23 protein-coding genes are annotated in these 24377 nt (G+C 59.3%); 1 reads left to right on the forward strand and 22 read right to left on the reverse strand.

Annotated features, from left to right (window positions below; translation table 11 throughout):
* Positions 1 to 116: 116 nt before the first annotated feature.
* The 8 genes from rpoS to CYD26_RS14080 all read right to left on the reverse strand — a co-directional run bounded on the left by rpoS (position 117) and on the right by CYD26_RS14080 (position 7247).
* Positions 117 to 1124, reverse strand: a complete 1008-nt coding sequence (gene rpoS / locus CYD26_RS14045; protein WP_102052860.1) for an RNA polymerase sigma factor RpoS — start codon at positions 1122 to 1124, stop codon at positions 117 to 119.
* A 107-nt stretch (positions 1125 to 1231) separates the two neighbouring features.
* Entirely contained in the window at positions 1232 to 2089 is an 858-nt protein-coding gene (locus tag CYD26_RS14050) for a peptidoglycan DD-metalloendopeptidase family protein (protein WP_102052861.1), read from the reverse strand.
* Between the two features lie 178 nt (positions 2090 to 2267).
* Positions 2268 to 2906, reverse strand: coding sequence for a protein-L-isoaspartate(D-aspartate) O-methyltransferase (locus CYD26_RS14055; RefSeq protein ID WP_177442435.1), 639 nt, complete (start codon positions 2904 to 2906; stop codon positions 2268 to 2270).
* A gap of 35 nt (positions 2907 to 2941) precedes the next feature.
* The gene (surE, locus tag CYD26_RS14060) at positions 2942 to 3691 is read right to left on the reverse strand and encodes a 5'/3'-nucleotidase SurE (RefSeq protein WP_099773742.1); all 750 of its coding nucleotides are present in this window, start codon (positions 3689 to 3691) and stop codon (positions 2942 to 2944) included.
* Positions 3679 to 4737 (reverse strand): tRNA pseudouridine(13) synthase TruD, encoded by a 1059-nt coding sequence (truD, locus tag CYD26_RS14065; protein WP_102052862.1) that lies wholly within the window; start codon positions 4735 to 4737, stop codon positions 3679 to 3681. Before truD ends, surE begins: the two co-directional genes overlap by 13 nt.
* Entirely contained in the window at positions 4734 to 5207 is a 474-nt protein-coding gene (gene ispF / locus CYD26_RS14070; RefSeq protein ID WP_099773740.1) for a 2-C-methyl-D-erythritol 2,4-cyclodiphosphate synthase, read from the reverse strand. Before ispF ends, truD begins: the two co-directional genes overlap by 4 nt.
* Before the next feature lie 76 nt (positions 5208 to 5283).
* Positions 5284 to 6126: an S-formylglutathione hydrolase gene (fghA, locus tag CYD26_RS14075; RefSeq protein WP_099773739.1), complete on the reverse strand. Its 843-nt coding sequence runs from the start codon at positions 6124 to 6126 to the stop codon at positions 5284 to 5286.
* Between the two features lie 8 nt (positions 6127 to 6134).
* On the reverse strand, positions 6135 to 7247 hold the full coding sequence (locus tag CYD26_RS14080) for an S-(hydroxymethyl)glutathione dehydrogenase/class III alcohol dehydrogenase (protein WP_099773738.1): 1113 nt from the start codon (positions 7245 to 7247) through the stop codon (positions 6135 to 6137).
* Positions 7248 to 7355: 108 nt separating this feature from the next.
* Between CYD26_RS14080 and CYD26_RS14085 the strand changes: the two genes are divergently transcribed.
* Complete coding sequence (locus tag CYD26_RS14085; RefSeq protein ID WP_099773737.1) at positions 7356 to 8255, forward strand: LysR substrate-binding domain-containing protein; 900 nt, start codon at positions 7356 to 7358, stop codon at positions 8253 to 8255.
* Positions 8256 to 8281: 26 nt separating this feature from the next.
* Here the strand turns inward: CYD26_RS14085 and ispD are convergent, their stop codons facing one another.
* The 14 genes from ispD to CYD26_RS14155 all read right to left on the reverse strand — a co-directional run bounded on the left by ispD (position 8282) and on the right by CYD26_RS14155 (position 24348).
* Positions 8282 to 8989 (reverse strand): 2-C-methyl-D-erythritol 4-phosphate cytidylyltransferase, encoded by a 708-nt coding sequence (ispD, locus tag CYD26_RS14090; RefSeq protein WP_102052863.1) that lies wholly within the window; start codon positions 8987 to 8989, stop codon positions 8282 to 8284.
* Positions 8986 to 9264 (reverse strand): cell division protein FtsB, encoded by a 279-nt coding sequence (ftsB, locus tag CYD26_RS14095; protein WP_099773735.1) that lies wholly within the window; start codon positions 9262 to 9264, stop codon positions 8986 to 8988. Before ftsB ends, ispD begins: the two co-directional genes overlap by 4 nt.
* A gap of 160 nt (positions 9265 to 9424) precedes the next feature.
* Positions 9425 to 10714: a phosphopyruvate hydratase gene (eno, locus tag CYD26_RS14100; protein ID WP_099773734.1), complete on the reverse strand. Its 1290-nt coding sequence runs from the start codon at positions 10712 to 10714 to the stop codon at positions 9425 to 9427.
* A gap of 159 nt (positions 10715 to 10873) precedes the next feature.
* Entirely contained in the window at positions 10874 to 11719 is an 846-nt protein-coding gene (kdsA, locus tag CYD26_RS14105; RefSeq protein ID WP_099773733.1) for a 3-deoxy-8-phosphooctulonate synthase, read from the reverse strand.
* A gap of 3 nt (positions 11720 to 11722) precedes the next feature.
* The gene (locus tag CYD26_RS14110; protein WP_102052864.1) at positions 11723 to 13351 is read right to left on the reverse strand and encodes a CTP synthase; all 1629 of its coding nucleotides are present in this window, start codon (positions 13349 to 13351) and stop codon (positions 11723 to 11725) included.
* A 271-nt stretch (positions 13352 to 13622) separates the two neighbouring features.
* The gene (gene tilS, locus CYD26_RS14115) at positions 13623 to 14930 is read right to left on the reverse strand and encodes a tRNA lysidine(34) synthetase TilS (protein WP_102052865.1); all 1308 of its coding nucleotides are present in this window, start codon (positions 14928 to 14930) and stop codon (positions 13623 to 13625) included.
* Between the two features lie 100 nt (positions 14931 to 15030).
* Positions 15031 to 15978: an acetyl-CoA carboxylase carboxyl transferase subunit alpha gene (gene accA, locus CYD26_RS14120; RefSeq protein WP_099773730.1), complete on the reverse strand. Its 948-nt coding sequence runs from the start codon at positions 15976 to 15978 to the stop codon at positions 15031 to 15033.
* Positions 15979 to 16076: 98 nt separating this feature from the next.
* On the reverse strand, positions 16077 to 19598 hold the full coding sequence (gene dnaE / locus CYD26_RS14125) for a DNA polymerase III subunit alpha (RefSeq protein ID WP_102052866.1): 3522 nt from the start codon (positions 19596 to 19598) through the stop codon (positions 16077 to 16079).
* A gap of 104 nt (positions 19599 to 19702) precedes the next feature.
* A complete protein-coding gene (gene rnhB, locus CYD26_RS14130) occupies positions 19703 to 20332 on the reverse strand; it encodes a ribonuclease HII (protein WP_102052867.1) in 630 nt (209 codons plus the stop codon).
* Positions 20333 to 21460 (reverse strand): lipid-A-disaccharide synthase, encoded by a 1128-nt coding sequence (gene lpxB, locus CYD26_RS14135; RefSeq protein WP_102052868.1) that lies wholly within the window; start codon positions 21458 to 21460, stop codon positions 20333 to 20335. It lies immediately after the preceding gene.
* 2 nt (positions 21461 to 21462) lie between these two features.
* The gene (gene lpxA / locus CYD26_RS14140; protein ID WP_099773726.1) at positions 21463 to 22239 is read right to left on the reverse strand and encodes an acyl-ACP--UDP-N-acetylglucosamine O-acyltransferase; all 777 of its coding nucleotides are present in this window, start codon (positions 22237 to 22239) and stop codon (positions 21463 to 21465) included.
* Positions 22236 to 22676: a 3-hydroxyacyl-ACP dehydratase FabZ gene (gene fabZ / locus CYD26_RS14145; RefSeq protein WP_099773725.1), complete on the reverse strand. Its 441-nt coding sequence runs from the start codon at positions 22674 to 22676 to the stop codon at positions 22236 to 22238. Before fabZ ends, lpxA begins: the two co-directional genes overlap by 4 nt.
* A 111-nt stretch (positions 22677 to 22787) precedes the next feature.
* Positions 22788 to 23843, reverse strand: a complete 1056-nt coding sequence (gene lpxD / locus CYD26_RS14150) for a UDP-3-O-(3-hydroxymyristoyl)glucosamine N-acyltransferase (RefSeq protein WP_099773724.1) — start codon at positions 23841 to 23843, stop codon at positions 22788 to 22790.
* A gap of 1 nt (position 23844) precedes the next feature.
* Complete coding sequence (locus CYD26_RS14155) at positions 23845 to 24348, reverse strand: OmpH family outer membrane protein (protein ID WP_099773723.1); 504 nt, start codon at positions 24346 to 24348, stop codon at positions 23845 to 23847.
* Positions 24349 to 24377: the final 29 nt, after the last annotated feature.

Below are 24377 nucleotides of genomic sequence, written 5' to 3' on the forward strand. Positions count from 1 at the left end.
CAAGTCACCCATTCAGCCACCACAGCCAAACGGGTTGCGCTAACGCGCAACGCGCCATGCCTGGCGCACAACAAAAACACCCCGAACCAGTCGGGGTGTTTTTCACTGCATCGGCGTTACTGGAACAGCGACTCGCTGGACAGACCGTTCTTCTCCAGAATCTCGCGCAGGCGCTTTAGCCCCTCAACCTGGATCTGGCGAACCCGCTCCCGGGTCAGACCGATCTCCAAGCCAACATCCTCAAGGGTACTGCTCTCATGGCCGCGCAAGCCAAAACGGCGAATCACCACCTCACGTTGCTTGTCAGTCAACTCACTGAGCCACTGGTCGATGCTCTGGGACAGATCATCGTCCTGAAGCAACTCGCAGGGGTCAGTCGGTCGATCGTCAGTGAGGGTATCGAGCAGGGTCTTGTCAGAATCAGGCCCCAGCGAAACATCGACTGAAGACACGCGCTCGTTAAGGCCCAGCATGCGCTTGACCTCACCAACAGGCTTCTCCAGCAAGCTGGCAATCTCTTCCGGCGACGGTTCGTGATCGAGCTTCTGGGTCAGTTCCCGAGCAGCACGCAGGTAAACGTTCAGCTCCTTGACCACATGGATCGGCAAGCGGATGGTACGGGTCTGGTTCATGATCGCCCGTTCGATGGTCTGCCGGATCCACCAGGTGGCATAGGTAGAGAAACGGAAACCACGTTCAGGATCGAACTTCTCGACAGCACGGATCAACCCCAGGTTGCCTTCCTCGATGAGGTCAAGCAGCGAAAGCCCCCGATTCACATAGCGCCGGGCAATTTTTACCACCAGACGCAAGTTGCTCTCGATCATGCGCTTACGCCCAGCAGGATCACCACTTTGCGACAGCCGCGCAAAATGAACTTCTTCCTCAGGCGAAAGCAGGGGTGAGAATCCGATTTCATTCAGGTAAAGCTGAGTAGCATCAAGTGCTCGGGTGTAGTCGATGTACTTGTGCTGTTTGAGTGACGAGCCGTGTTTGGCTTTGGTCCGAACCGAAGATACAGCAGGTTCGTCTGACACCACATCCGTTTCCAAAACGATACCGGCCTCCATCAGGAGAACCTCATCGTCGATGTCAAACTCCGGCACTTCTTTACTGAGAGCCATTGTTATAGTCCTTTGCTGAGTTCGAACTCAGACTCGAGCGTCACCTGATCCTTGGTAGCGCTGGAGCCTGTCCCCACTACGCGAAGGAACAGGCAAGGCACAAGCGGTCAACGACGCGGCAGGAATTGCAACGGATCTACAGGTTTCCCCTGACGGCGAATCTCAAAATGAAGCTTCACCCGGTCAGTACCCGTGGACCCCATCTCGGCAATTGTCTGCCCTGCCTTGACCTGCTGCCCCTCCCGAACCAACAGCCTACGGTTATGACCGTAAGCACTGACGTAGGTGTCGCTGTGCTTGATAATTACCAACTCGCCGTAGCCCCGCAAGCCACTTCCGGCGTACACCACTGAACCATCAGACGCAGCAAAAACAGGCTGTCCCAAATCACCGGCGATATCAATGCCTTTATTCAAACTACCGTTTGAAGCAAATTTACCAATTAACACACCACTCGCAGGCCATGCCCAGCCCCCCACAGCACGCTCCGATGCCGGCACCTGAACGGGCGCAGGCACGCTGCTGGCGGCACTCGACGAGGTGCTTTTGGAAGGCGCCGGGGTACCCACCGGGCGCCGGGTAACCGTAGTTTTACTTGACGACGAGGAGCTGCTGACCACGGTCTGGGAGGGAGTACCCGACGCACCACCGGAACGGCCATCGAAACGAATAGCCTGCCCAGGACGAATGGTATAGGGCGGCGCAATATTGTTGCGCGCAGCCAACGCCTTGTAGTCCCAACCGTATCGGAAAGCGATGGAGAACAGGGTATCACCTGGACGTACGACGTACTGCCCTGTGGTCACGGCAGGACGCTTGGGCGCCGCATTATTGCGGTCCACCACGCCAACGCTGCTCGAAGAAGTGCTGGAACAACCCGTAACCAGCGTACCAAAGGCAAGTGCAATCACCAGAAGCCTGAAGCTCGATAGACCCATACGCTGCCGAATGACTGTGTGACTCACCCGCCGCTCCCTCTAATGGTGACCGATAAGGAAAATGAAATAATGTTGCAATTATAACTGAGCGTGCGCCTATTGCGGCGGGCTCACGCAGCACAAATTTACTCAGGATGTTTGCTCAGGCCTGGCAAATAGACCTGCAGCCTGCAGCAGAATTCGCTCACGCAGAAAAAAGCCTGGCTCAAGCCACCGGGCCGTTGAGCAATGGCACAAAACGCACCGCCCCCATCGCACGCTGGGAGAAACCGTTCTCCTCACGAACGATCAACATCAACTGCTGCAACTCTCCTGTAGCGCCCACCGGAATGACCATGCGCCCACCGGGCGCAAGCTGATCAAGCAAGGCTTGCGGAACCTCGGGAGCAACCGCAGTGACGATGATCCCATTGTAAGGGGCCAGGGCTGGCCAACCTTCACAGCCATCGCCCCAACGGAACACCACGTTACGCAGATTGAGTTCGAGCAAACGCTCCTTGGCCCGGTCTTGCAGCACCTTGATGCGTTCAACCGAAAACACTCGCTCAACCAACTGCGACAGAATCGCGGTCTGGTAACCAGAACCCGTGCCAATCTCCAGCACTTTGTCCAACGGACCCGCTTCGAGCAACAACTCACTCATGTGCGCCACAATAAAGGGCTGGGAGATGGTCTGGTTGTTACCAATCGGCAGCGCTGTATCCTCGTAGGCGCGGTGCGCCAGCGCTTCGTCGACGAACAGATGGCGTGGCGTGCGGCGAATGACCTCCAACACCTGCGGATTGGAGATCCCCTCTTCACACAACCGCTGGATCAGTCGCTCACGGGTTCGCTGAGAGGTCATGCCAATACCGCGGCGCACCAGATCGTCCTCACGCATCAGAGCACACCCTCCAACCAACCATCGAGTTGTTCAAACGCCTCATTGAAGGTGCGATCGAGCTGCAGCGGGGTAATCGATACATAGCCCTGCATCACCGCGTGAAAATCGGTGCCCGGGCCGCCGTCCTCAGCATCGCCAGCCACCGCGATCCAATAGCCTTCCTTACCGCGCGGGTTAACCACCTTGGTCGGCGCAGCTGCACGCGCACGGTGACCGAGACGCGTCAGCTGGATACCACGGATGTGCTCCAGCGGGAGGTTCGGAATATTGACGTTAAGCACTGTGCGTGGGGGCAATGTCAGGCGGCTCTGCGCCTCGACCAGCCTGCGGGCAATATAGGCAGCCGCTGGCAGATTGTCGGGAAGACGCGACAACAGCGAAAACGCAAACGAGGTTCCACCGAGGAAGCGCCCTTCCAGTGCGGCAGCGACCGTACCCGAATACAACACATCATCGCCCAGGTTGGCGCCCAGGTTGATGCCCGAAACCACCATGTCGGGGGTATACGGCAACAGACCATTAAGGCCCAGGTGCACGCAGTCGGTGGGTGTGCCATTGAGGCTGATGTAACCGTTGGCCAGGGTCTGCGGGTGCAGCGGCCGGTCAAGGGTCAGCGAGCTGCTCGCGCCGCTTTTGTCTTGATCCGGGGCAATCACCACACACTCGGCATAATCCGCCAACGCAGCGTGCAGTGCGGCAAGTCCGGGGGCAGTAACCCCATCATCGTTTGAAATCAGAATACGCATGGGCTGTCCGTCTGCCCTGCCGGCGCCAGGTCGATGAGTTCACGCACCACAACGGTGGCGAAGCATCCGGCCGGAAGGACGAATTCCAGTTGCAGGATATCAGGCTCGGGATAATGCCACGTCAGACCGCCAATGGGCAGCCGCAGAATGCGTCGCTCGTGACTCATGCCGGCCTTGCTCAACCATTGGCACAACGCCGCCTCTTCTTCGCCGATGCGCTGCTCCAACTCAGCAACAGCACCACCTGTGGCAGAGTGCCCCTCACCCCACAGTGGACCGGTTGGATGCAGGTCAAGTATCGAAAGACGAGGATCTTGGCACTCAGCCTCCCCTGCCGGGAAAAAACTGCGGCTGTCGGTGAAGGCCAGCAAGTCACCGACCTGCGCCTGGTTCCAGGTGCCATTGGCAACGCGGGCCGCCAGCACCCGGTTGAACAGGTAGCTGCGCGCAGCCGAAAGCAGCCGCGACCGCACATTGCGTTGCTCCGGCAAGGCCTGGCGGGCCGCCCAGTCACGGGCATCAACAATGTTCCCGCCGTTATGACCGAAGCGCTGCGTGCCGAAGTAGTTGGGAACACCCTCACTGCGCAACTGCTCCAGGCGAGCCTGGAGAGCAGCGGGGTCTGCAGACAGTTGAGTCAGGCGCAAGGTGAAGCCGTTGGCAGAGTGCGCACCGCGCTGCAGTTTGCGCTTATGCCGGGCACGCTTGAGGATTCGCAGGGTTTCGTTTTCTGCGCCAGACAGGTCCGGATCGGCCTTGCCCGGCAGGTGCAGACTGAACCATTGGCGCGTCAGGGCCTGACGATCCTTGAGGCCGGCATAACTGATGTTACGCACCGGCACGCCGGCTGCACGAGCCAGACGGCGGGCAGCTTCCTCGGTGTTGAGGTCGCGTTTCTCGACCCACAGCCACAGGTGCTCGCCGTCACCGGAGAGCGGGATATCGAGTACTTCGTCGACCTGAAAATCTTCCGCGGTCGCCTTGAGCACGGCATGCCCCAAGGATGGACCCGATGCGCACGGGCCAAGCAATTCAAGTTCGGTCATGCTGACAGCAACAAGGCAACAGCGTGAACGGCAATGCCTTCTTCACGCCCGGTGAAACCGAGCTTCTCGGTGGTGGTGGCCTTGACGTTGACCTGGTCGATATCGACCTGCAGGTCTTCAGCAATCAGGGCGCGCATGGTTTCGATATGGGGCGCCATTTTCGGAGCCTGGGCAACGATGGTTGCGTCGACATTCCCGACTTTCCACCCCTTGGCCTGGACCTTGGCCAGCACATGACGCAACAGCACGCGGCTGTCTGCGCCCTTGAACTGCGGGTCCGTATCGGGAAAGTGCCGGCCGATATCGCCCAATGCTGCCGCACCAAGCAAGGCGTCGCTCAGGGCATGCAGCAGCACGTCGCCGTCGGAGTGAGCCAACAGCCCGGAAGAGTGGGCAATGCGCACACCGCCCAAGGTAATAAAATCGCCCTGTGCGAAGCGATGTACATCGTAGCCGTGGCCAATACGCATAGAAAAACGCCCTGATTGAGTCAGGGCGTGATTCTACCTGCTTTACCCGGGCTTGGGCTTGATTTGTCCGCAGCCCCTAGCGCAACGCAGCGGCATGATGACGCAGATGGTCATCGATGAAGCTGGCGATGAAGTAGTAGCTGTGGTCATACCCCGGCTGCAGGCGCAACGTCAGGGGATGATCCGCAGCACGCGCAGCCTGGGCCAAGACTTCCGGCTTGAGCTGAGTGACCAGGAAATCGTCACGATCACCCTGATCGACCAGCAATGGCAGCCGCTCGCTCGCCTCGGCAATCAAGACGCTGGCATCCCACTCACGCCAACGCGCGCGCTCCTCTCCCAGGTAACGGGAAAACGCCTTCTGCCCCCAAGGGCAATCCATCGGGTTGCTGATCGGGGCAAACGCCGAGACCGAGCGATAACGACCCGGATTGCGCAAGGCGCAAACCAATGCACCGTGCCCCCCCATGGAGTGACCACTGACACCGCGCTTGTCGGAGGCCGGAAAGTGCGCTTCGACCAGTGCGGGCAGTTCCTCGACCACATAGTCGTGCATGCGGTAGTGCTCCGCCCACGGCTGCTCGGTGGCGTTGAGGTAGAAGCCCGCGCCAAGACCGAAGTCCCAGGCGCCGTCCGGATCACCCGGTACCTTCGGCCCTCGCGGGCTGGTGTCTGGGGCAACGATAATCAGCCCCAGTTCCGCAGCCAGCTTGTGCGCACCGGCTTTCTGCATGAAATTCTCGTCCGTGCAGGTCAAGCCGCTCAGCCAGTACAACACTGGCAGCTTGCCGCCCTGCTCCGCTTGTGGCGGCAGGTAGACCGCAAAGACCATGTCACACCCCAGCACCTCAGAGCGGTGCCGATAACGCTTGTGCCAGCCACCAAAGCTCTTTTGGCAGGATAGGTTTTCCAGGCTCATGGCTGACCTCAGAAATGGATGACGCTGCGAATGCTCTTGCCTTCATGCATCAGGTCGAAAGCCTTGTTGATGTCTTCAAGCCCCATGGTATGGGTGATGAAGGTATCGAGCGGGATTTCGCCCTTTTCAGCCATCTCGACATAGCTTGGCAGTTCGCTACGGCCACGCACGCCACCGAAGGCCGAGCCGCGCCAGACGCGACCGGTGACCAGTTGGAACGGACGCGTCGAGATTTCCTGACCTGCACCGGCCACACCGATGATCACGGATTCGCCCCAACCCTTGTGGCAACACTCCAGCGCTGCACGCATCAGTTGCACGTTGCCAACGCACTCGAAGGAGAAGTCCACACCACCATCGGTCAGGTCAACGATGACCTCCTGAATCGGACGGTCATAGTCTTTCGGGTTGACGCAATCGGTCGCGCCCAACTGACGGGCGATCTCGAACTTGGCCGGGTTGATGTCCACTGCAATGATGCGCGAAGCCTTGGCCTTGACTGCACCAATGATCGCCGACAGGCCGATGCCACCGAGGCCGAAAACCGCGACGGTGTCGCCTGGCTTGACCTTGGCAGTGTTGAGCACTGCACCAATACCAGTAGTGACACCGCAGCCCAGCAGGCAGACTTTTTCCAGCGGTGCTTCCTTCTGGATTTTGGCCACGGAGATTTCCGGCAGTACGGTGTACTCGGAGAACGTCGAGGTGCCCATGTAGTGGAACAGTTGCTGGCCCTTGTAGGAGAAGCGCGTGGTGCCGTCAGGCATCAGGCCCTTGCCCTGAGTGGCACGAATAGCCTGGCACAGGTTGGTCTTGCCAGAGAGGCAGAATTTGCACTTGCCACACTCCGGGGTGTACAGCGGGATCACGTGGTCACCTACAGCGACCGAGGTGACACCCTCACCGATGGCTTCGACGATAGCACCGCCTTCATGGCCAAGAATCGAGGGGAAGATACCTTCCGGATCGGCGCCGGACAGGGTGTAGGCATCCGTGTGGCAGACACCACTCGCCACTACGCGCAGCAGCACTTCGCCCGCCTTGGGCATGGCCACATCGACCTCAACGATCTCCAGTGGTTTCTTGGCCTCGAAGGCAACGGCGGCACGGGACTTGATCATGAATCTTCTCCAGCAAAGGTTCGGTTTCCAGCCTTGAAGTGTAATTCATCAACATTTGATGAATAATCCAGGCAAACGCAAAACATTAATGCTGAGCAGGGATAATCGATGGCAAGCAGTCACTGGGAAGGCTTCGATGAGTTCGTCGCCGTCGCCGAATCAGGGCAGTTCACCGCAGCAGCAGAGCGCCTTGGGGTTTCGTCTTCCCATATCAGCCGCCAAATTGCCCGCCTCGAAGAACGCCTGCAGACCCGCCTGCTATATCGCAGCACCCGAAGGGTCAGCCTGACGGAGGCAGGACAGACGTTCCTGCAACATTGCCAGCGTTTGCAAGATGGCCGGGACGAAGCGCTACGAGCCATGGGCGACCTTGGTAGCGAACCCAAGGGGCTGCTGCGCATGACCTGCGCAGTGGCATATGGCGAGCGTTTCATTGTGCCGCTGGTGACCCGCTTCATGGCCCTTTACCCGCAATTGCGGGTGGATATCGAACTGACCAACCGTACACTGGACCTGCTGCATGAAGGCATGGACATGGCCATTCGACTGGGGCGCCTGCAGGACTCGCGACTGGTGGCCAGCCGCCTGGCGCCCCGGCGCATGTACCTCTGCGCCTCGCCCGCGTATCTGGAGCGCTATGGTCGCCCGCACAGCCTTTCGGAACTGGCGCGACACAACTGCTTGATCGGCAGTACGGACAGCTGGCCTTTGCAGCAGGATGGGCGTGAAATCGCACAGCGCGTACAGGGCAACTGGCGCTGCAACAGCGGCCAGGCGGTGCTCGATGCAGCACTGCAGGGCGTAGGCTTGTGCCAACTACCGGACTACTACGTGCAAGAGCACCTGCGCAGCGGTGCACTGGTTTCGCTGCTTGAAGCGCACCAACCCCCCAACACTGCCGTGTGGGCGCTGTATCCACAGCAACGGCATCTGTCGCCCAAGGTGCGTCAATTGGTGGATTACTTACGAGAAGGATTGGCAAATCTGCCGGAGTACCGCACCCCGTAGAAGCCAGTCTGGCTGGCGGTTGGCAATCAGCCGCGCAGCGCCCAGCGCTGACGCAGCCACTCAAGGTCTTCTGGGCGAGTGACCTTGATGTTGTCACTGCGTCCTTCGATCAGTCGCGGCGCCTGCCCCGACCACTCGATAGCAGAGGCTTCGTCGGTAATCACCACGTCCGCCACCAGGCTGTCGGCCAGCGCACGGTGCAGGGCACCCAGACGAAACATCTGCGGTGTATAGGCCTGCCAGACGGTACTGCGGTCAATGGTCGCGGCCACCCGGCCCTGGGCATCTGCACGCTTAAGCGTGTCTCGCGCAGGCACGGCCAGCAGCCCACCCACCGGATCATCGGCAAGTTCGGCCAGTAGCCGATCCAGGTCGGTACGTGCCAGGTTCGGTCGCGCAGCATCATGCACCAGCACCCAGTCGGCGTCGTCAGCCCCCTGAGCATGCAACAACAGCAACGCATTGAGCACTGAGTCGGCCCGCTCACGCCCACCGGCTGCACGCTGGATACGAGTATCAACGGCGCAGCGAAGACCTGGCCAATAAGGATCGTCAGCGGCGAGGCTGACAACCACGCCCTTGAGGCAGGGGTGGTCTAGAAAACAGTCGAGGCTATGCTCGAGGATTGTCCGGCCGCCCAACTGCAAGTACTGTTTGGGGCGATCGGCTGCTATTCGGGCACCAACGCCCGCAGCAGGTATCACTGCCCAGAAGGCAGGCAGGGACTGGCTCATTGCGGTAACTGGTAGAGGGTTTCGCCCTCTTTGACCATACCCAGTTCGTGGCGCGCCCGTTCTTCGACGGTCTCCATACCTTTTTTCAACTCCAGCACTTCAGCATCGAGCACGCGATTACGCTCCAGCAACCGTTCATTCTCGGCGTGCTGATCAGCGATCTGCTGCTTGAGCTCAGTGACCTGCGCCAGGCTGCCATTACCCACCCACAGACGATACTGCAGGCCGGCAAGCAACAAGAGCAGAACGAGGAACAACCAATAGGGACTGCGCATCGAGGTATCCAGTGGAAAAGACCGCTGCTTAATGCAGGTTGCTGATGGCACGAAGCCTGGCCGAAGCCAGGCTTTGTGGGCAATTGCCTGCAACAAGCATGTTGCTGTCGATCAGTATGACCGATCGGCGGCACACTGCTGTCTTTTTACCATTTCTTGCTTAGCCACGAAACTCGGCACGGCCGCGGTATACCGCTTTGGCGCCCAGTTGCTCTTCGATACGCAGCAGTTGGTTGTACTTGGAGACGCGATCGGAACGGCACAGCGAACCGGTCTTGATCTGACCCGCAGCAGTACCCACAGCCAGGTCGGCAATGGTCGAGTCTTCAGTTTCACCGGAGCGGTGCGAAATCACGGCGGTGTAGCCTGCAGCCTTGGCCATCTGGATGGCTTCCAGGGTCTCGGTCAGCGTGCCGATCTGGTTGAACTTGATCAGGATGGAGTTGGCGATCTTCTTGTCGATGCCTTCCTTCAGGATCTTGGTGTTGGTAACGAACAGATCGTCACCGACCAGTTGTACCTTCTCACCAATCTTGTCGGTCAGGGCTTTCCAGCCAGCCCAGTCGGACTCGTCCATGCCGTCTTCGATGGAGATGATCGGGAAGCGCTCGGTCAGGCCTTTCAGGTAGTCGGCGAAACCGTTGGCGTCGAACGACTTGCCTTCACCCGACAGGTTGTACTTGCCGTCTTCGAAGAATTCGCTGGAAGCGCAGTCCAGTGCCAGGGTCACGTCGGTGCCCAGTTTGTAGCCTGCATTGGCCACAGCTTCGGCGATAGCCGACAGTGCATCTTCGTTGGACGCCAGGTTTGGTGCGAAACCGCCTTCGTCACCTACCGCAGTGTTCAGGCCACGGGCCTTCAGCACGGCTTTGAGGTGGTGGAAAATCTCGGTGCCCATGCGCAGTGCGTCGGAGAAGGTCTTGGCGCCAACCGGCTGAACCATGAACTCCTGAATGTCGACGTTGTTATCCGCGTGCTCGCCACCGTTGATGATGTTCATCATTGGCACAGGCATGGAGTACTGGCCTGGGGTACCGTTCAGGTTGGCGATGTGCGCGTACAGCGGCAGATCCTGGTCCTGAGCAGCGGCCTTGGCGGCAGCCAGGGAGACAGCCAGGATGGCGTTGGCGCCCAGCTTGGCCTTGTTCTCGGTACCGTCCAGCTCAATCATCGCGTGGTCGAGGGCTTTCTGGTCGCTTGGGTCTTTGCCCAGCAGCAGGTCGCGGATCGGGCCATTGATGTTGGCAACGGCTTTCAGCACGCCCTTGCCCATGTAACGGCTCTTGTCGCCATCACGCAGCTCGAGCGCTTCACGCGAGCCAGTGGAAGCACCGGACGGCGCACAGGCACTGCCGATGATGCCGTTGTCGAGCAGTACGTCCGCTTCGACGGTGGGGTTACCACGCGAATCGAGAACTTCACGACCTTTGATGTCGACGATCTTTGCCATTGTTGTAAGCACTCCAAAATTGACGAAAACAACGCAGCTGAGAAAAATCTTTGCCCGCCGCCAGACAAGGAAAAACAGGCAAGGCAAGCCTGACGGGGAGAGAACCCTGACCGGTTGGTCAGGGGTTGAGCGTGCGGTACTTTACCGGAGAAATGAGGATTACGCGGTTTCTACCGTCGGAAAACTCTTAACCAGATCATCCAGTTGCTTGAGCTGGGCCAGGAATGGCTCCAGTTTGTCCAGGCGCAGGGCGCATGGACCATCGCACTTGGCGTTGTCCGGATCCGGATGGGCCTCCAGGAACAGACCTGCCAGGCCTTGGCTGATGCCAGCCTTGGCGAGGTCGGTGACCTGGGCACGACGACCACCGGCCGAATCGGCGCGGCCGCCCGGCATTTGCAGGGCGTGGGTGACGTCGAAGAACACCGGGTATTCAAACTGCTTCATGATACCGAAGCCCAGCATGTCCACCACCAGGTTGTTATAGCCGAAGCTGGAACCACGCTCGCAGAGGATCAACTGATCGTTACCGGCCTCCTCGCACTTGGTCAGGATGTGCTTCATCTCCTGCGGTGCGAGGAACTGGGCTTTCTTGATATTGATCACAGCGCCGGTCTTGGCCATGGCCACGACCAGATCGGTCTGACGAGACAGAAAGGCCGGCAACTGGATGATGTCGCAGACCTTGGCCACCGTGGCAGCCTGGTCCGGCTCATGCACGTCAGTGATAACGGGCACGCCGAACGCTTTCTTCACGTCCTCGAAAATCCGCATGCCCTCTTCCAGGCCCGGCCCACGATACGAATTGATCGAAGAACGGTTGGCCTTGTCGAAGCTGGCCTTGAACACGTAAGGGATACCGAGCTTCTCGGTCACCCGCACGTACTCTTCGCAGACCTTGAGTGCCAGGTCACGACTTTCCAGCACGTTCATACCGCCGAACAGCACCATTGGCTTGTCGTTGGCGATCTCGATGTTACCGACGCGAATGATCTTCTGGGTCATGGATCAGCCTTTGTTCCGTTGTGCCAGTGCCGCCTTCACGAAACCACTGAACAGTGGGTGGCCATCACGTGGCGTGGAGGTGAACTCCGGGTGGAACTGGCAAGCGACGAACCATGGATGATCCTTGGCCTCGACAACTTCAACCAGTGCGCCGTCGCCGGAACGACCGGACACTTTCAGGCCAGCTTCGATCAACTGCGGCAACAGGTTGTTGTTCACTTCATAGCGGTGGCGATGACGCTCGACAATGACGTCCTTACCATAGCAGTCATGAACCTTGGAACCGCCCTCCAACTGGCACTCTTGAGCGCCAAGGCGCATGGTGCCGCCCAGGTCGGAAGTTTCGGTACGGGTTTCGACGGCGCCGGTAGCGTCAGCCCACTCGGTGATCAAACCGACAACCGGGTGACCGCTGTTGCGATCGAACTCGGTGGAGTTGGCGTCTTTCCAGCCCATGACGTTACGCGCGAATTCGATCACGGCAACCTGCATGCCCAGGCAGATGCCCAGGTAAGGCACCTTGTTCTCACGGGCGTACTGAACGGCAGTGATCTTGCCTTCGACACCGCGCAGACCGAAACCACCGGGTACCAGGATGGCGTCAGCACCTTCGAGCAGGCTTGTGCCCTGGTTCTCGATGTCTTCGGAGTCGATGTAGCGCAGGTTGACCTTGGTGCGGTTCTGGATGCCGGCGTGGCTCATCGCTTCGATCAGCGACTTGTACGCGTCCAGCAGCTCCATGTACTTACCGACCATGGCGATGGTGACTTCATGCTCGGGGTTGAGCTTGGCGTCGACAACCTTTTCCCACTCGGACAGGTCGGCACCGTTGCATTGCAGGCCGAAACGCTCGACGACGAAATCATCCAGACCCTGGGCGTGCAGTACGGCCGGGATCTTGTAGATGGTGTCGACGTCTTCCAGGGAGATCACCGCACGCTCTTCAACGTTGGTGAACAGGGCAATCTTGCGACGAGAAGACACATCAACCGGGTGGTCGGAGCGGCAAATCAGTACGTCTGGCTGCAGACCAATGGAGCGCAGCTCCTTGACCGAATGCTGAGTCGGCTTGGTTTTGGTCTCACCGGCAGTGGCAATGTACGGAACCAGCGTCAGGTGCATCAGCATGGCGCGCTTGGAGCCTACTTCAACACGCAGCTGACGGATCGCTTCGAGGAACGGTTGCGACTCAATGTCACCCACAGTACCGCCGATTTCCACCAGGGCCACGTCGGCATCGCCGGCGCCCTTGATGATGCGACGCTTGATCTCGTCGGTGATGTGCGGAATGACCTGGATGGTCGCGCCCAGATAATCACCACGGCGCTCCTTGCGCAGCACGTGCTCGTAGACACGCCCGGTGGTGAAGTTGTTGTTCTGGGTCATGGTCGTGCGGATGAACCGCTCATAGTGGCCCAGGTCCAGGTCGGTCTCGGCGCCGTCGTGGGTGACGAACACCTCACCGTGCTGGAAAGGGCTCATGGTGCCCGGGTCGACGTTGATGTACGGGTCCAGCTTGAGCATGGTGACCTTGAGCCCCCGCGCCTCCAGGATGGCCGCCAATGAAGCCGAGGCAATGCCTTTCCCCAATGAAGAAACAACACCGCCCGTGACGAATATGTAGCGCGTCATGAAAAACCCTAGAAGTCTGCGTTAAAGCGGTCTGCGCCGCCGGGGAAAGCGAAGGAAGGCCGAAGCCCCCGATCACCTGCGTCAATCACAGTGCATCTTAAAAAACTGCCGCGTCTGGACAGACCGGGGGTAAAAAACCCGGTAAGGAGCTCGCTAAACATTTTTAGAATCGCCCAGCAAAAAACTGCTTGGTAATCGGCAACTCCCGTGATTTCGATGAAGTCACAGAAGCTGTATCAAGAAGGGAGCGTAGTCTACCCGAAACTGCCCTTCATCTCAAACCTTGCGCGTTCGTCGGTGCTGACCAGTGCAATTGCCACTGGTCCTGCGCCAGCGAAGGCAGGTTCGCTACTGCCAACAGACGCTCACCCTCGAACAGTAAGGGTAGCCGAGCGCGAACGAACAGCGGCAAATGCTGCTCGTTGAGCAAACGCTTGAGATCGCGCTGGCCTCGGCCTGGCACCTGAAGCATTTCACCGCCCTGACGATAGCGAATCTGCACTAAGCCCTGCGGCACTCCACCACTTATACGGACACAGCCGTTATCGATCAACGCCAGTGGTCGACCAGGATCACGCCAGGGCTGAGTCGGTGGCTGCGGTTTAAGCCAGTCACCTGCCAACCACCAGATCCGATCGCCGCAACGGTGCAACTCACCATCGGTGAGGCGCCACAGGGCACGACTGCCGTCGGCCGCATCCCGCACGCTCTCCCACCCAGCCCAGTGCCGGCTGTCGGGTAAACGAGTGTACTCAGCCAGCCAGGACTGCAACGCGTTGCGCTGGCGCGCCGGGGAAAGCGCCCGGAGTGTCGGCAAATCCAACGAAGGCAATGCCAGCCATTCAAAACCACTGGCCGTTCGGGCCTGTAGCAGATCCTGCTGCGCCAGTTCCTCAAGCAATACGCGCGCTTCCTCGAGGTGAGCAGCGCTGCGTGCAAGGCTTTGTGCCGCCTGAGGCCAGCGCTGGGTCAACACCGGAAACACGTCATGGCGCAAGTAATTACGTGAGAAGCGACAATCGGTGTTGGAGGGATCGTCGATCCACTCCAGCCCCTGCTGCGCCGCATAACGCTCCAGTTCTTCGCGCCCAACCGCCAAAAGTGGACGCACCAAGCGCCCCGTACCCAATGGGCGCTGCACCGGCATCGCTGCCAACCCTCGCACACCCGCGCCACGCAGCAAGCGAAACAGTATGGTTTCAGCCTGATCCTCACGGTGTTGAGCCGTCAACAACACCTCAGCAGGGCGCAATGCTTCAGCAAACGCCCGGTAGCGTGCATCCCTTGCGCCCTGCTCCAGGCTCGCACCCGGCGCTACCGTGACATGAATGACCTGAAGCTCAATACCAAGCGCGTCGCAGCGTTGCTGGCAAAGCTGCGGCCACGCGTCAGCAGCGACCTGAAGGCCGTGATGGATGTGGATGGCACGTAGAGGGGGCAAGGCATGCTGGCGGGACAACAGCGCCAGCAGATGAAGCAGGACACTGGAGTCCAGCCCACCGGATAGCGCGACACACCAGGACGGTGCGTTGCGCCAGGGTGCCAGGCTGGCAAGCAGCCTGGTAGGTAGATCAGTCATCGGGGCACCTCGTCAGCGAGCGCTCTGCACGCGTTCACCGGCATGCCAGCCCCTGAAAGGAGCCTGGCATACCTGCAAGCGGGGCACCGATGCCTTCAGATCAGAGCCCGTAGCTCATCAGACGATCGTAACGACGCTTGAGCAGCGCGTCGTTATCGAACTTCTTCAGCATGTCCAGTTGCTCAAGCAACTCGCCACGGATCGAAGCCGCCGCCGCCGCTGGATCACGGTGAGCACCACCCAGTGGCTCGGCAATGACCTTGTCGACAATACCCAGGCCTTTCAGACGCTCGGCGGTAATGCCCATGGCCTCGGCAGCATCAGCGGCCTTCTCGGAGGTTTTCCAGAGAATCGACGCGCAGCCTTCTGGCGAGATCACCGAATAGGTGGAGTATTGCAGCATGTTCAGTTGGTCGCAGACACCAATGGCCAACGCACCACCGGAACCACCTTCACCGATAACGGTGGCGATGATCGGGGTTTTAAGACGTGCCATGACCCGCAGGTTCCAGGCAATGGCTTCGCTTTGGTTGCGCTCTTCAGCGTCGATACCCGGGTAAGCACCTGGCGTGTCGATGAAGGTGAGGATCGGCATCTTGAAACGCTCGGCCATTTCCATCAGGCGGCACGCCTTACGGTAGCCTTCAGGGCGCGGCATACCGAAGTTGCGGCGAACTTTCTCGCGCACTTCGCGGCCTTTCTGATGACCGATGACCATGACTGGCCGACCGTCCAGGCGGGCGACACCACCAACAATGGCGGCATCGTCGGAGAAGTGACGGTCACCGTGCAGTTCGTCGAACTCGGTGAAGATGTGCTCGATGTAGTCCAGGGTGTAAGGACGGCGCGGATGACGAGCCATTCGTGCAATCTGCCAACTGGTCAGATTGTTGAAGATGCTGGCAGTCAGGGCGCTGCTCTTGTCCTGCAGGCGCGAAATTTCTTCGCCAATGTTCAGCGAGTTGTCGTTACCAACCAGGCGCAGCTCTTCGATCTTGGCTTGCAGGTCAGCAATCGGCTGTTCGAAATCCAGAAAATTCGGGTTCATAGGCTTCCGTCTTGGGTCGACGGCCAGGCGGCCGGCCGGTTGATCCGTTTGGCGCCCTACCTTAAGGGATCGGGCGCATTCAGGTCGAGATTAAAAATTCATCGATATTGCAAAAAGACGTTCTCACGTCCGAACTGGTCACGCAGTGCCTGGATCAAGCCATCGGCCGGATCGATACGCCAGCCCTCGCCGAACTGCAGCAAGGCCTTGGCATCGGTTCCGGTGTACTCCAATGTGATCGGGCAGGCGCCACGATGACGCTTGAACAACTCCCCCAACCAGGTCAAGCGATCACCTTTGAGCGCATCACTACGCACCTTCAGGCGCAGGCTTTCGGCCAGGTTGGTACGCGCATCTTCCATGCTCATGACGCGCTTGACCCGCAGGCGCAAGCCGCCGGAGAAGTCATCGTTACTGACCTCCCCTTCAACCACGACCATTGCGTCGGTCTGCAACAATGCCTGAGCAGAATGGAATGCATCGGCGAACAAGGACGCCTCGATCCGTCCGGAACGGTCGTCAAGGGTCACAAAGCCCATCTTGTCGCCTTTCTTGTTCTTCATCACCCGCAGGGCGATGATCATGCCCGCGACGGTCTGGGTGTCACGGGCAGGCTTCAGATCAATGATCCGCTGGCGCGCGAAACGACGAATCTCACCTTCATACTCATCGATCGGGTGCCCGGTCAGATAGAGGCCAAGGGTATCTTTCTCGCCTCGCAGGCGCTCCTTGAGGGTGAGTTCTCGGGCCTTGCGGTGATTGGCATAAACGTCGGCGTCTTCCTCGACGAACAGCCCCCCAAACAGATCGGCGTGGCCGCTGTCATGGGTACGCGCAGTCTGCTCCGCCGACTTGATTGCCTCCTCCATGGCCGCCAGCAGTACCGCACGGTTGCGGTCGATGTTGGCCTGGTAGGCCTTGAGCTCGTCATGAAAATAAGGCCCCAGGCGATCCAGCGCGCCGCTACGAACCAGTGCATCGAGGGTGCGCTTGTTGATGCGCTTGAGGTCCACGCGCTCGCAGAAATCGAACAGATCCTTGAACGGACCATCGGCGCGAGCCTCGACAATGGCCTCTACCGGCCCTTCACCAACACCCTTGATCGCGCCCAGGCCGTAGACAATCCGACCGTCGTCGTTGACCGTGAACTTGAAGTCCGAAGTGTTAACGTCCGGGGCGTCCAGACGCAGCTTCATGCTGCGCACTTCCTCGATCAGCGTGACCACCTTGTCGGTGTTGTGCATATCCGCCGAGAGCACCGCCGCCATGAACGGTGCCGGGTAGTGGGTCTTGAGCCAGGCGGTCTGGTACGACACCAGGCCATAGGCCGCCGAGTGAGACTTGTTGAAGCCGTAACCGGCGAACTTCTCTACCAGGTCAAAGATGTTACCGGCAAGCTCGGCATCAATATTGTTGTTCGCACACCCTTCGATGAAACCGCCGCGCTGCTTGGCCATCTCCTCGGGCTTTTTCTTGCCCATGGCCCGACGGAGCATGTCCGCGCCACCCAGGGTGTAACCCGCCATGACCTGAGCGATCTGCATCACCTGTTCCTGATACAGGATGATGCCGTAGGTAGGCGCCAGTACCGGCTTCAGGCCTTCGTACTGGTAGTCCGGGTGCGGATAGGCCAGCTCGGCGCGGCCGTGCTTACGGTTGATGAAGTCGTCCACCATGCCCGACTGCAGCGGGCCGGGACGGAACAGCGCAACCAGTGCAATGAGGTCTTCCAGGCAGTCGGGCTTGAGCTTTTTGATCAGCTCTTTCATACCCCGCGATTCAAGCTGGAACACTGCCGTCGTTTCGGCTTTTTGCAGCAGTTCGAAGGTCTTTCTGTCGTCAAGCGGGATAAAGTCGATGTTCAGATCGTCCAGGCCGTTCTTGGCCTGCTCACGGTTGATCGTCTCCATCGCCCATTTGATGATGGTCAGGGTACGCAAGCCGAGGAAGTCGAACTTCACCAGGCCCGCCGCCTCAACATCGTCCTTGTCGAACTGGGTTACCAGGCCGCCGCCCTCTTCGTCACAGGCAATCGGCGAGAAGTCGGTCAGCTTGGTCGGGGCGATCACCACACCACCGGCGTGCTTGCCCGTGCCGCGCGTAACCCCTTCAAGCTTCAGGGCCATGTCCCAGATCTCCTGGGCTTCCTCATCGCTCTTGAGGAAGTCGCGCAGCATCTCCTCCTGCTCGTAGGCCTTTTCCAGGGTCATGCCGACTTCGAACGGGATCATCTTCGACAACCGGTCGGCAAGCCCGTAAGACTTGCCCTGCACCCGTGCCACGTCTCGCACTACCGCCTTTGCCGCCATGGTGCCAAAGGTAATGATCTGACTTACCGCATTGCGCCCATAGGCTTCAGCCACATAGTCAATCACCCGGTCACGACCGTCCATGCAGAAGTCGACGTCGAAGTCGGGCATGGAGATCCGTTCAGGGTTGAGGAACCGCTCAAACAGCAAGTCGTAAGCCAGCGGATCGAGGTCGGTGATCTTCAGAACGTAGGCCACCAGTGAGCCCGCACCCGACCCACGGCCAGGGCCTACCGGCACGCCGTTGTTCTTGGCCCACTTGATGAAGTCCATAACGATCAGGAAGTAACCCGGGAACCCCATCTGGATGATGATGTCGAGTTCGAACTTCAGCCGGTCCAGGTAGGTCTGGCGCTTCGCCTCATAGTCGGGCGTGGTCTCTTTGGGCCACAACACCGCCAGACGTTCCTCCAGGCCCTCATGTGATACAAGACGCAGGTAGTCGTCGATGGACATGCCATTAGGCGTCGGGAAGTCCGGCAGGAAGTATTTCCCCAACTGCACCTGGATATTGCAGCGCTTGGCAATTTCAACCGTGTTCTCCAGCGCCTCAGGCAGATCACTGAACAGCTCGGCCATTTCCGCCGGGCTTTTCAGGTATTGCTGATCACTGTAGTTACGCGAGCGGCGCGGGTCATCCAGCGCCCGACCTTCGCCGATGCAGACGCGCGTTTCATGCGCATCGAAGTCCGACTGTTTGATGAACCGTACATCGTTGGTCGCCACCAGAGGCGCGCCGAGCTTGTCAGCCAGGGCCACCGCAGCGTGCAGGTACTCTTCGTCGCCCGTGCGGTTAGTGCGTTGCACTTCCACATAGAAGCGCTCCGGGAACATTGCCATCCAGTCACGCAGCAGGCGTTCTGCCTCGTCGGGATTACCCGCGAGCAATGCCATGCCGATATCGCCCTCGCGGGCCGCAGAGAGGGCAATCAGACCTTCGCTGGCCTGGGCAATCCAGTCACGCTCGATGATAACCAGACCATTGCGCTGCCCGTCCATCCAACCGCGGGAAATCAACTCGGTGAGGTTGCGATAACCCTGGACATCCATCGCCAGAAAGCAGATGCGTGCCAGAGGCGCATCCGGGTCCGCGCTTGCCAGCCACAGGTCGGCGCCACAGATCGGCTTGACGCCCGCGCCCATGGCTGCCTTGTAGAACTTGACCAGCGAACACATGTTGCTCTGGTCAGTGACCGCGACTGCCGGCATGTTCATCCCGGCCAACGCCTTGACCAGCGGCTTGATGCGCACCAGGCCATCGACCAGCGAGTATTCGGTGTGCAGGCGAAGATGAACGAAGGAAGCCGACATGATGATCCTATAGCAGCGCAAAACAACAAGGCCCGGATTGTACCGGGCCTTGAGCGAAACATCAGCCAGTGCAGAACACTGGCCAAAAATGAATGGTCAAGCGGTCAGATATCCGGCAAACCGCCAGCCTGTATCTCGCGGGCCTCGAAGGCGGCACGCACCGGCGCGAATGAGCGCCGATGAATGGGGGTCGGGCCCAGCCGGGCTAGTGCTTCAAGATGCACAGGTGTCGGGTAGCCCTTATGCCCGCCAATGCCGTAGCCGGGGTAGACTTTCTCGAAGGCTGCCATCTCGCGGTCGCGCGTGACCTTGGCCAGGATCGAGGCCGCCGCAATTGCAGGCACCTGGCTATCACCCTTGACCACCGGCGCCGCCGGTACATCGAGCTTGGGGCAGCGGTTACCGTCGATCAACGCCAGTTTCGGGGTGATATGCAACCCCTCTACCGCACGCTGCATGGCCAACATGGTGGCATGCAGGATGTTCAGTTGATCAATCTCTTCGACCTCGGCCCGGGCAATGCAAAAGCTGAGCGCCTTTTCACAGATTTCGTCGAAGAGCTTTTCACGACGAGCTTCGGTGAGCTTTTTCGAGTCATTCAGGCCAAGAATCGGCCGCTTCGGGTCCAGGATCACCGCAGCGGTGACCACCGCGCCACACAGAGGCCCACGACCGACCTCGTCAACACCGGCGACAAGGTCCTCGACCAGATTGAAGTCCAGTCCCATTTGCATTTATCGTTTTTCCAGCAAGGCCAGCACCGCTTCAGCCGCCTGATTGGAGGCGTCACGGCGCAGCGTACGGTGAATCTGATCAAAGCTGTCGGTCTGTCCACGGCCATCGGCAAGCAACGGCAGCAACGTCTCTGCCAGCGCCTCGGGCGTCGCTGCATCCTGCAACAGCTCCGGCACCAACAGGCGCTGGGCCAGCAAGTTAGGCAGCGAGACGTACGGGCTTTTCACCAGACGCTTGAGAATCCAGTAGGTCAACGGCGCCAGGCGATAGGCAACCACCATTGGCCGCTTGAACAGTAGCGCTTCAAGGGTGGCAGTACCGGAAGCAATCAACACGGCATCACAGGCCGCCAAGGCCTGATGCGACTGACCGTCGAGCAGGGTTACCGGCAGATCACGACCAACCAGCATTTGCTCGAGCTGTTCACGACGCAGCGCGTTGGCGCAAGGGGAGACGAAGCGCACATCCGGGACACGCTCCCTCAGACGTTGCGCGGCATCCAGGAACAACGCGCCCAGACGGCCTACCTCACCACCACGGCTACCCGGCATCAAGGCCACCAGCGGCCCATCCGGCAACCCCAACTGAGCGCGAGCAGCACTGCGGTCGCACTCAAGATCGATAGTATCGGCCAACGGATGACCGACGAAACGCACCGGCACGCCCTGCTCTTCGTAGAACCTAGCCTCGAAGGGCAACAGGGTGAGCATAAGGTCGCAACCTTCGCGAATCTTCAACACACGCTTCTGACGCCAGGCCCAAACGGACGGGCTGACGTAATGCACCGTCTTGATTCCGACCTGGCGCAGCTTCAGTTCGATATTGAGCGTAAAGTCCGGGGCATCGATACCGATGAACACATCGGGCTTTTCGGCGATCAGTGTCTGGATCAGCGCCTTGCGCCGCTTGAGCAGTTCGCGCAGGCGCCCAAGCACCTCAACCAGGCCCATGACAGCCAAGCGCTCCATCGGGAAGTACGAATCCAGGCCCTCGGCCTGCATCAATGGGCCGCCTACGCCGATGAAGCGGATATCCGGGTGACGGGTCTTCAATGCGCGCATCAGGCCCGCACCCAGAATATCGCCACTGGCCTCACCTGCCACCAGCGCTACACAAAGCTGCGCCATGGTCAGCGGGTGATGCCGCGAGTGGAGTTCTTGATCGACGTGAGGAACAGGTCGACTTCAGGGAATTGACTGGCCGACTCGGTGAGCTCGACGATGGCCTGCTCGACCGTCAGTCCTTGGCGATAGACCACCTTGTAAGCGCGGCGTAGCGCATGGATGGCGTCGTCACTGAAACCACGACGGCGCATGCCCTCGAAGTTCATGCTGCGTGCTTCAGCAGGGTTGCCAAACACCGTCACAAAAGCCGGTACATCCTTGCCAATTGCCGTACCCATACCGGAGAAGCTGTGAGCACCGATATGGCAGAACTGGTGAACCAGCGTGAAGCCGGAGAGTATCGCCCAATCATCGACATGCACATGGCCGGCCAATGCAGTGTTGTTAACCAGAATGCAATGGTTGCCAATTACGCTGTCGTGACCGATGTGAGCATAGGCCATGATCAGGTTGTGATCACCCAGGGTGGTCTCCGAACGGTCTTGTACGGTACCACGATGGATCGTCACACCCTCGCGAATCACATTGTGATCGCCAATGACCAGACGGGTAGGTTCGCCCTTGTATTTCAGATCAGGGGTGTCTTCGCCAACAGAGGAAAACTGATAGATGCGATTATGCCGACCAATACGGGTTGGCCCTTTGATAATCACATGCGGACCGACAACGGTCCCCTCCCCGATCTCGACATTTGCGCCGATAATCGACCAGGGGCCGACCTCAACGCCTTCGGCCAGCTTGGCCGAAGGGTCGATGATTGCCCGAGGGTCAATCAAACTCATAGTTTACGTTCCGCGCAGATGATCTCAGCCGAGCAGACAGGCTTGCCGTCCACCGAAGCCTGGCAATCGAACTTCCAGATCTGGCGCTTGCAACTGATGAACTTGGCTTCAAGAATCAGCTGATCGCCCGGCAGAACCGGCTGACGGAAGCGCAGCTTGTCGGAGCCCACGAAGTAATACAGGGTGCCGTCCGCAGGTTTGACGTCGAGCATCTTGAAGCCGAGGATACCGGCTGCCTGGGCCATGGCCTCGATGATCAATACGCCCGGCATGATCGGGTGCGCCGGGAAGTGACCATTGAAGAAAGGCTCGTTGATGCTGACATTCTTGTAGGCACGAATGCGCTGAGCCTCTACGTCCAAGTCCACTACCCGGTCCACCAACAGGAACGGGTAACGGTGAGGCAGGTATTCGCGAATCTCGTTGATGTCCATCATTTCGGGGGGAAGCCTGTAGTAAAGATAGGGAGCGTAAACCTTGGTTTAACGCTCCTTTTGCAAATCAAGGCGGCTATCCAGCAGCTGAGCACGCCTGATCAGGAAATGGTATCAGCCTTCTGATGAAGCTTTGCCGTCCGAGGTCACGGTGTCGACGCGCTTTTCCACCTGGACGAGGCGTTTTGCCATCTCATCCAACTGGCGAATTCGCGCCGCGCTCTTGCGCCACTCTGCCAACGGCTGCATGGCCGTACCGGAGGAGTAGGCGCCCGGCTCAGTGATTGAGCGGGTGACCATCGTCATGCCGGAAACGAACACACCATCGCAGACATCGATATGACCGACCATGCCGACACCGCCTGCGATAGTGCAATGCTTGCCGATCTTGGTACTGCCGGAAATGCCGACACAAGCCGCCATGGCCGTGTGATCGCCGATCTGAACGTTGTGCGCAATCTGGATCTGGTTGTCGAGTTTGACGCCATTGCCAATACAGGTATCGGCCAAGGCACCACGATCAATAGCGGTGTTGACACCAATCTCGACATCATCGCCGATCGTCACACCGCCAATCTGCGCGATTTTCTGCCAGACACCCTTCTCGTTGGCAAAGCCGAAACCTTCGCCACCCAACACGGCACCCGACTGAATCACGACACGCTTGCCAATGCGCACGTCATGATACAGGGTCACCTTGGGCGCGAGCCAACCACCCTCGCCAATCACGCAACGTGCACCGATATAACACTGCGCGCCAACGGTCACACCCGGGCCGATCTGCGCACCGCTTTCGATAACAACGAAGGCTCCAATACTGGCGCTAGCATCCACCTGAGCGTCCGCAGCCACCACGGCGCTGGGATGAACTCCCGCCACAGCCTTTGGTTTGGGATCAAACAGGTGGGAAATGCGCGCATACGCAAGATAAGGGTCGGGCACGATCAGCGCATGACCGGCAAAACCTTCAGCATCGCTTGCCTTGAGCAACACCGCGGCGGCATTGCTCTCACCCAGGTACTTGCGGTACTGAGGGTTGGCCAGGAAGCTCAACTGCCCCGGACCGGCATCCTGCAAGGTTGCCAGACCGACGATTTCAAGCTCAGCGGGGCCACTGAGCGTCGCCCCGAGAAACTCTGCCAGTTGCCCCAGCTTCATACTGAATGCCATATCAGCGGGACTGGTTCATGCGCTCGATGACTTGGCGGGTGATGTCGTATTGAGGTTTGACATCGATTACCGCGCCGCGCTCAAGCACCAGGTCGAAAGCACCTTTCTTGATGACTTCCTCAACAGCACCATCCAGCTTAGGTTTCAGTTGCTTGAGCATGTCACGATCAGCGACTGCCTTGGCCTCGTTCAACTCCTTGGACTGGAACTGGAAGTCACGTGCTTTCTGCTTGAACTCAAGCTCCAGGCGCTCACGCTCACCCTGAGGCATCTTGTCGCCACCCTTGACCAGGCGGTCCTGGATGCCCTTGGCGCTGCTCTCCAGATTTTTCAGCTTGGTCAACTGAGGGCCGAATTTCTTCTCGGCATCAACGGCGTACTTCTTCGCCGCATCCGACTCCAGCAATGCCATCTGATAGTTCAGCACGGCGATTTTCATTTCGGCGAACGCCGGGGTCGCAACCAGGGCTGCGGCCAGAACAGCCAGTTGAGTCAACTTACGCACGATGCACTCCTACAGAATCCGTTGTCGTT

It is taken from the genome of Pseudomonas sp. FFUP_PS_473, assembly GCF_002858665.1.
Classification (GTDB): Bacteria; Pseudomonadota; Gammaproteobacteria; order Pseudomonadales; family Pseudomonadaceae; genus Aquipseudomonas; species Aquipseudomonas defluvii.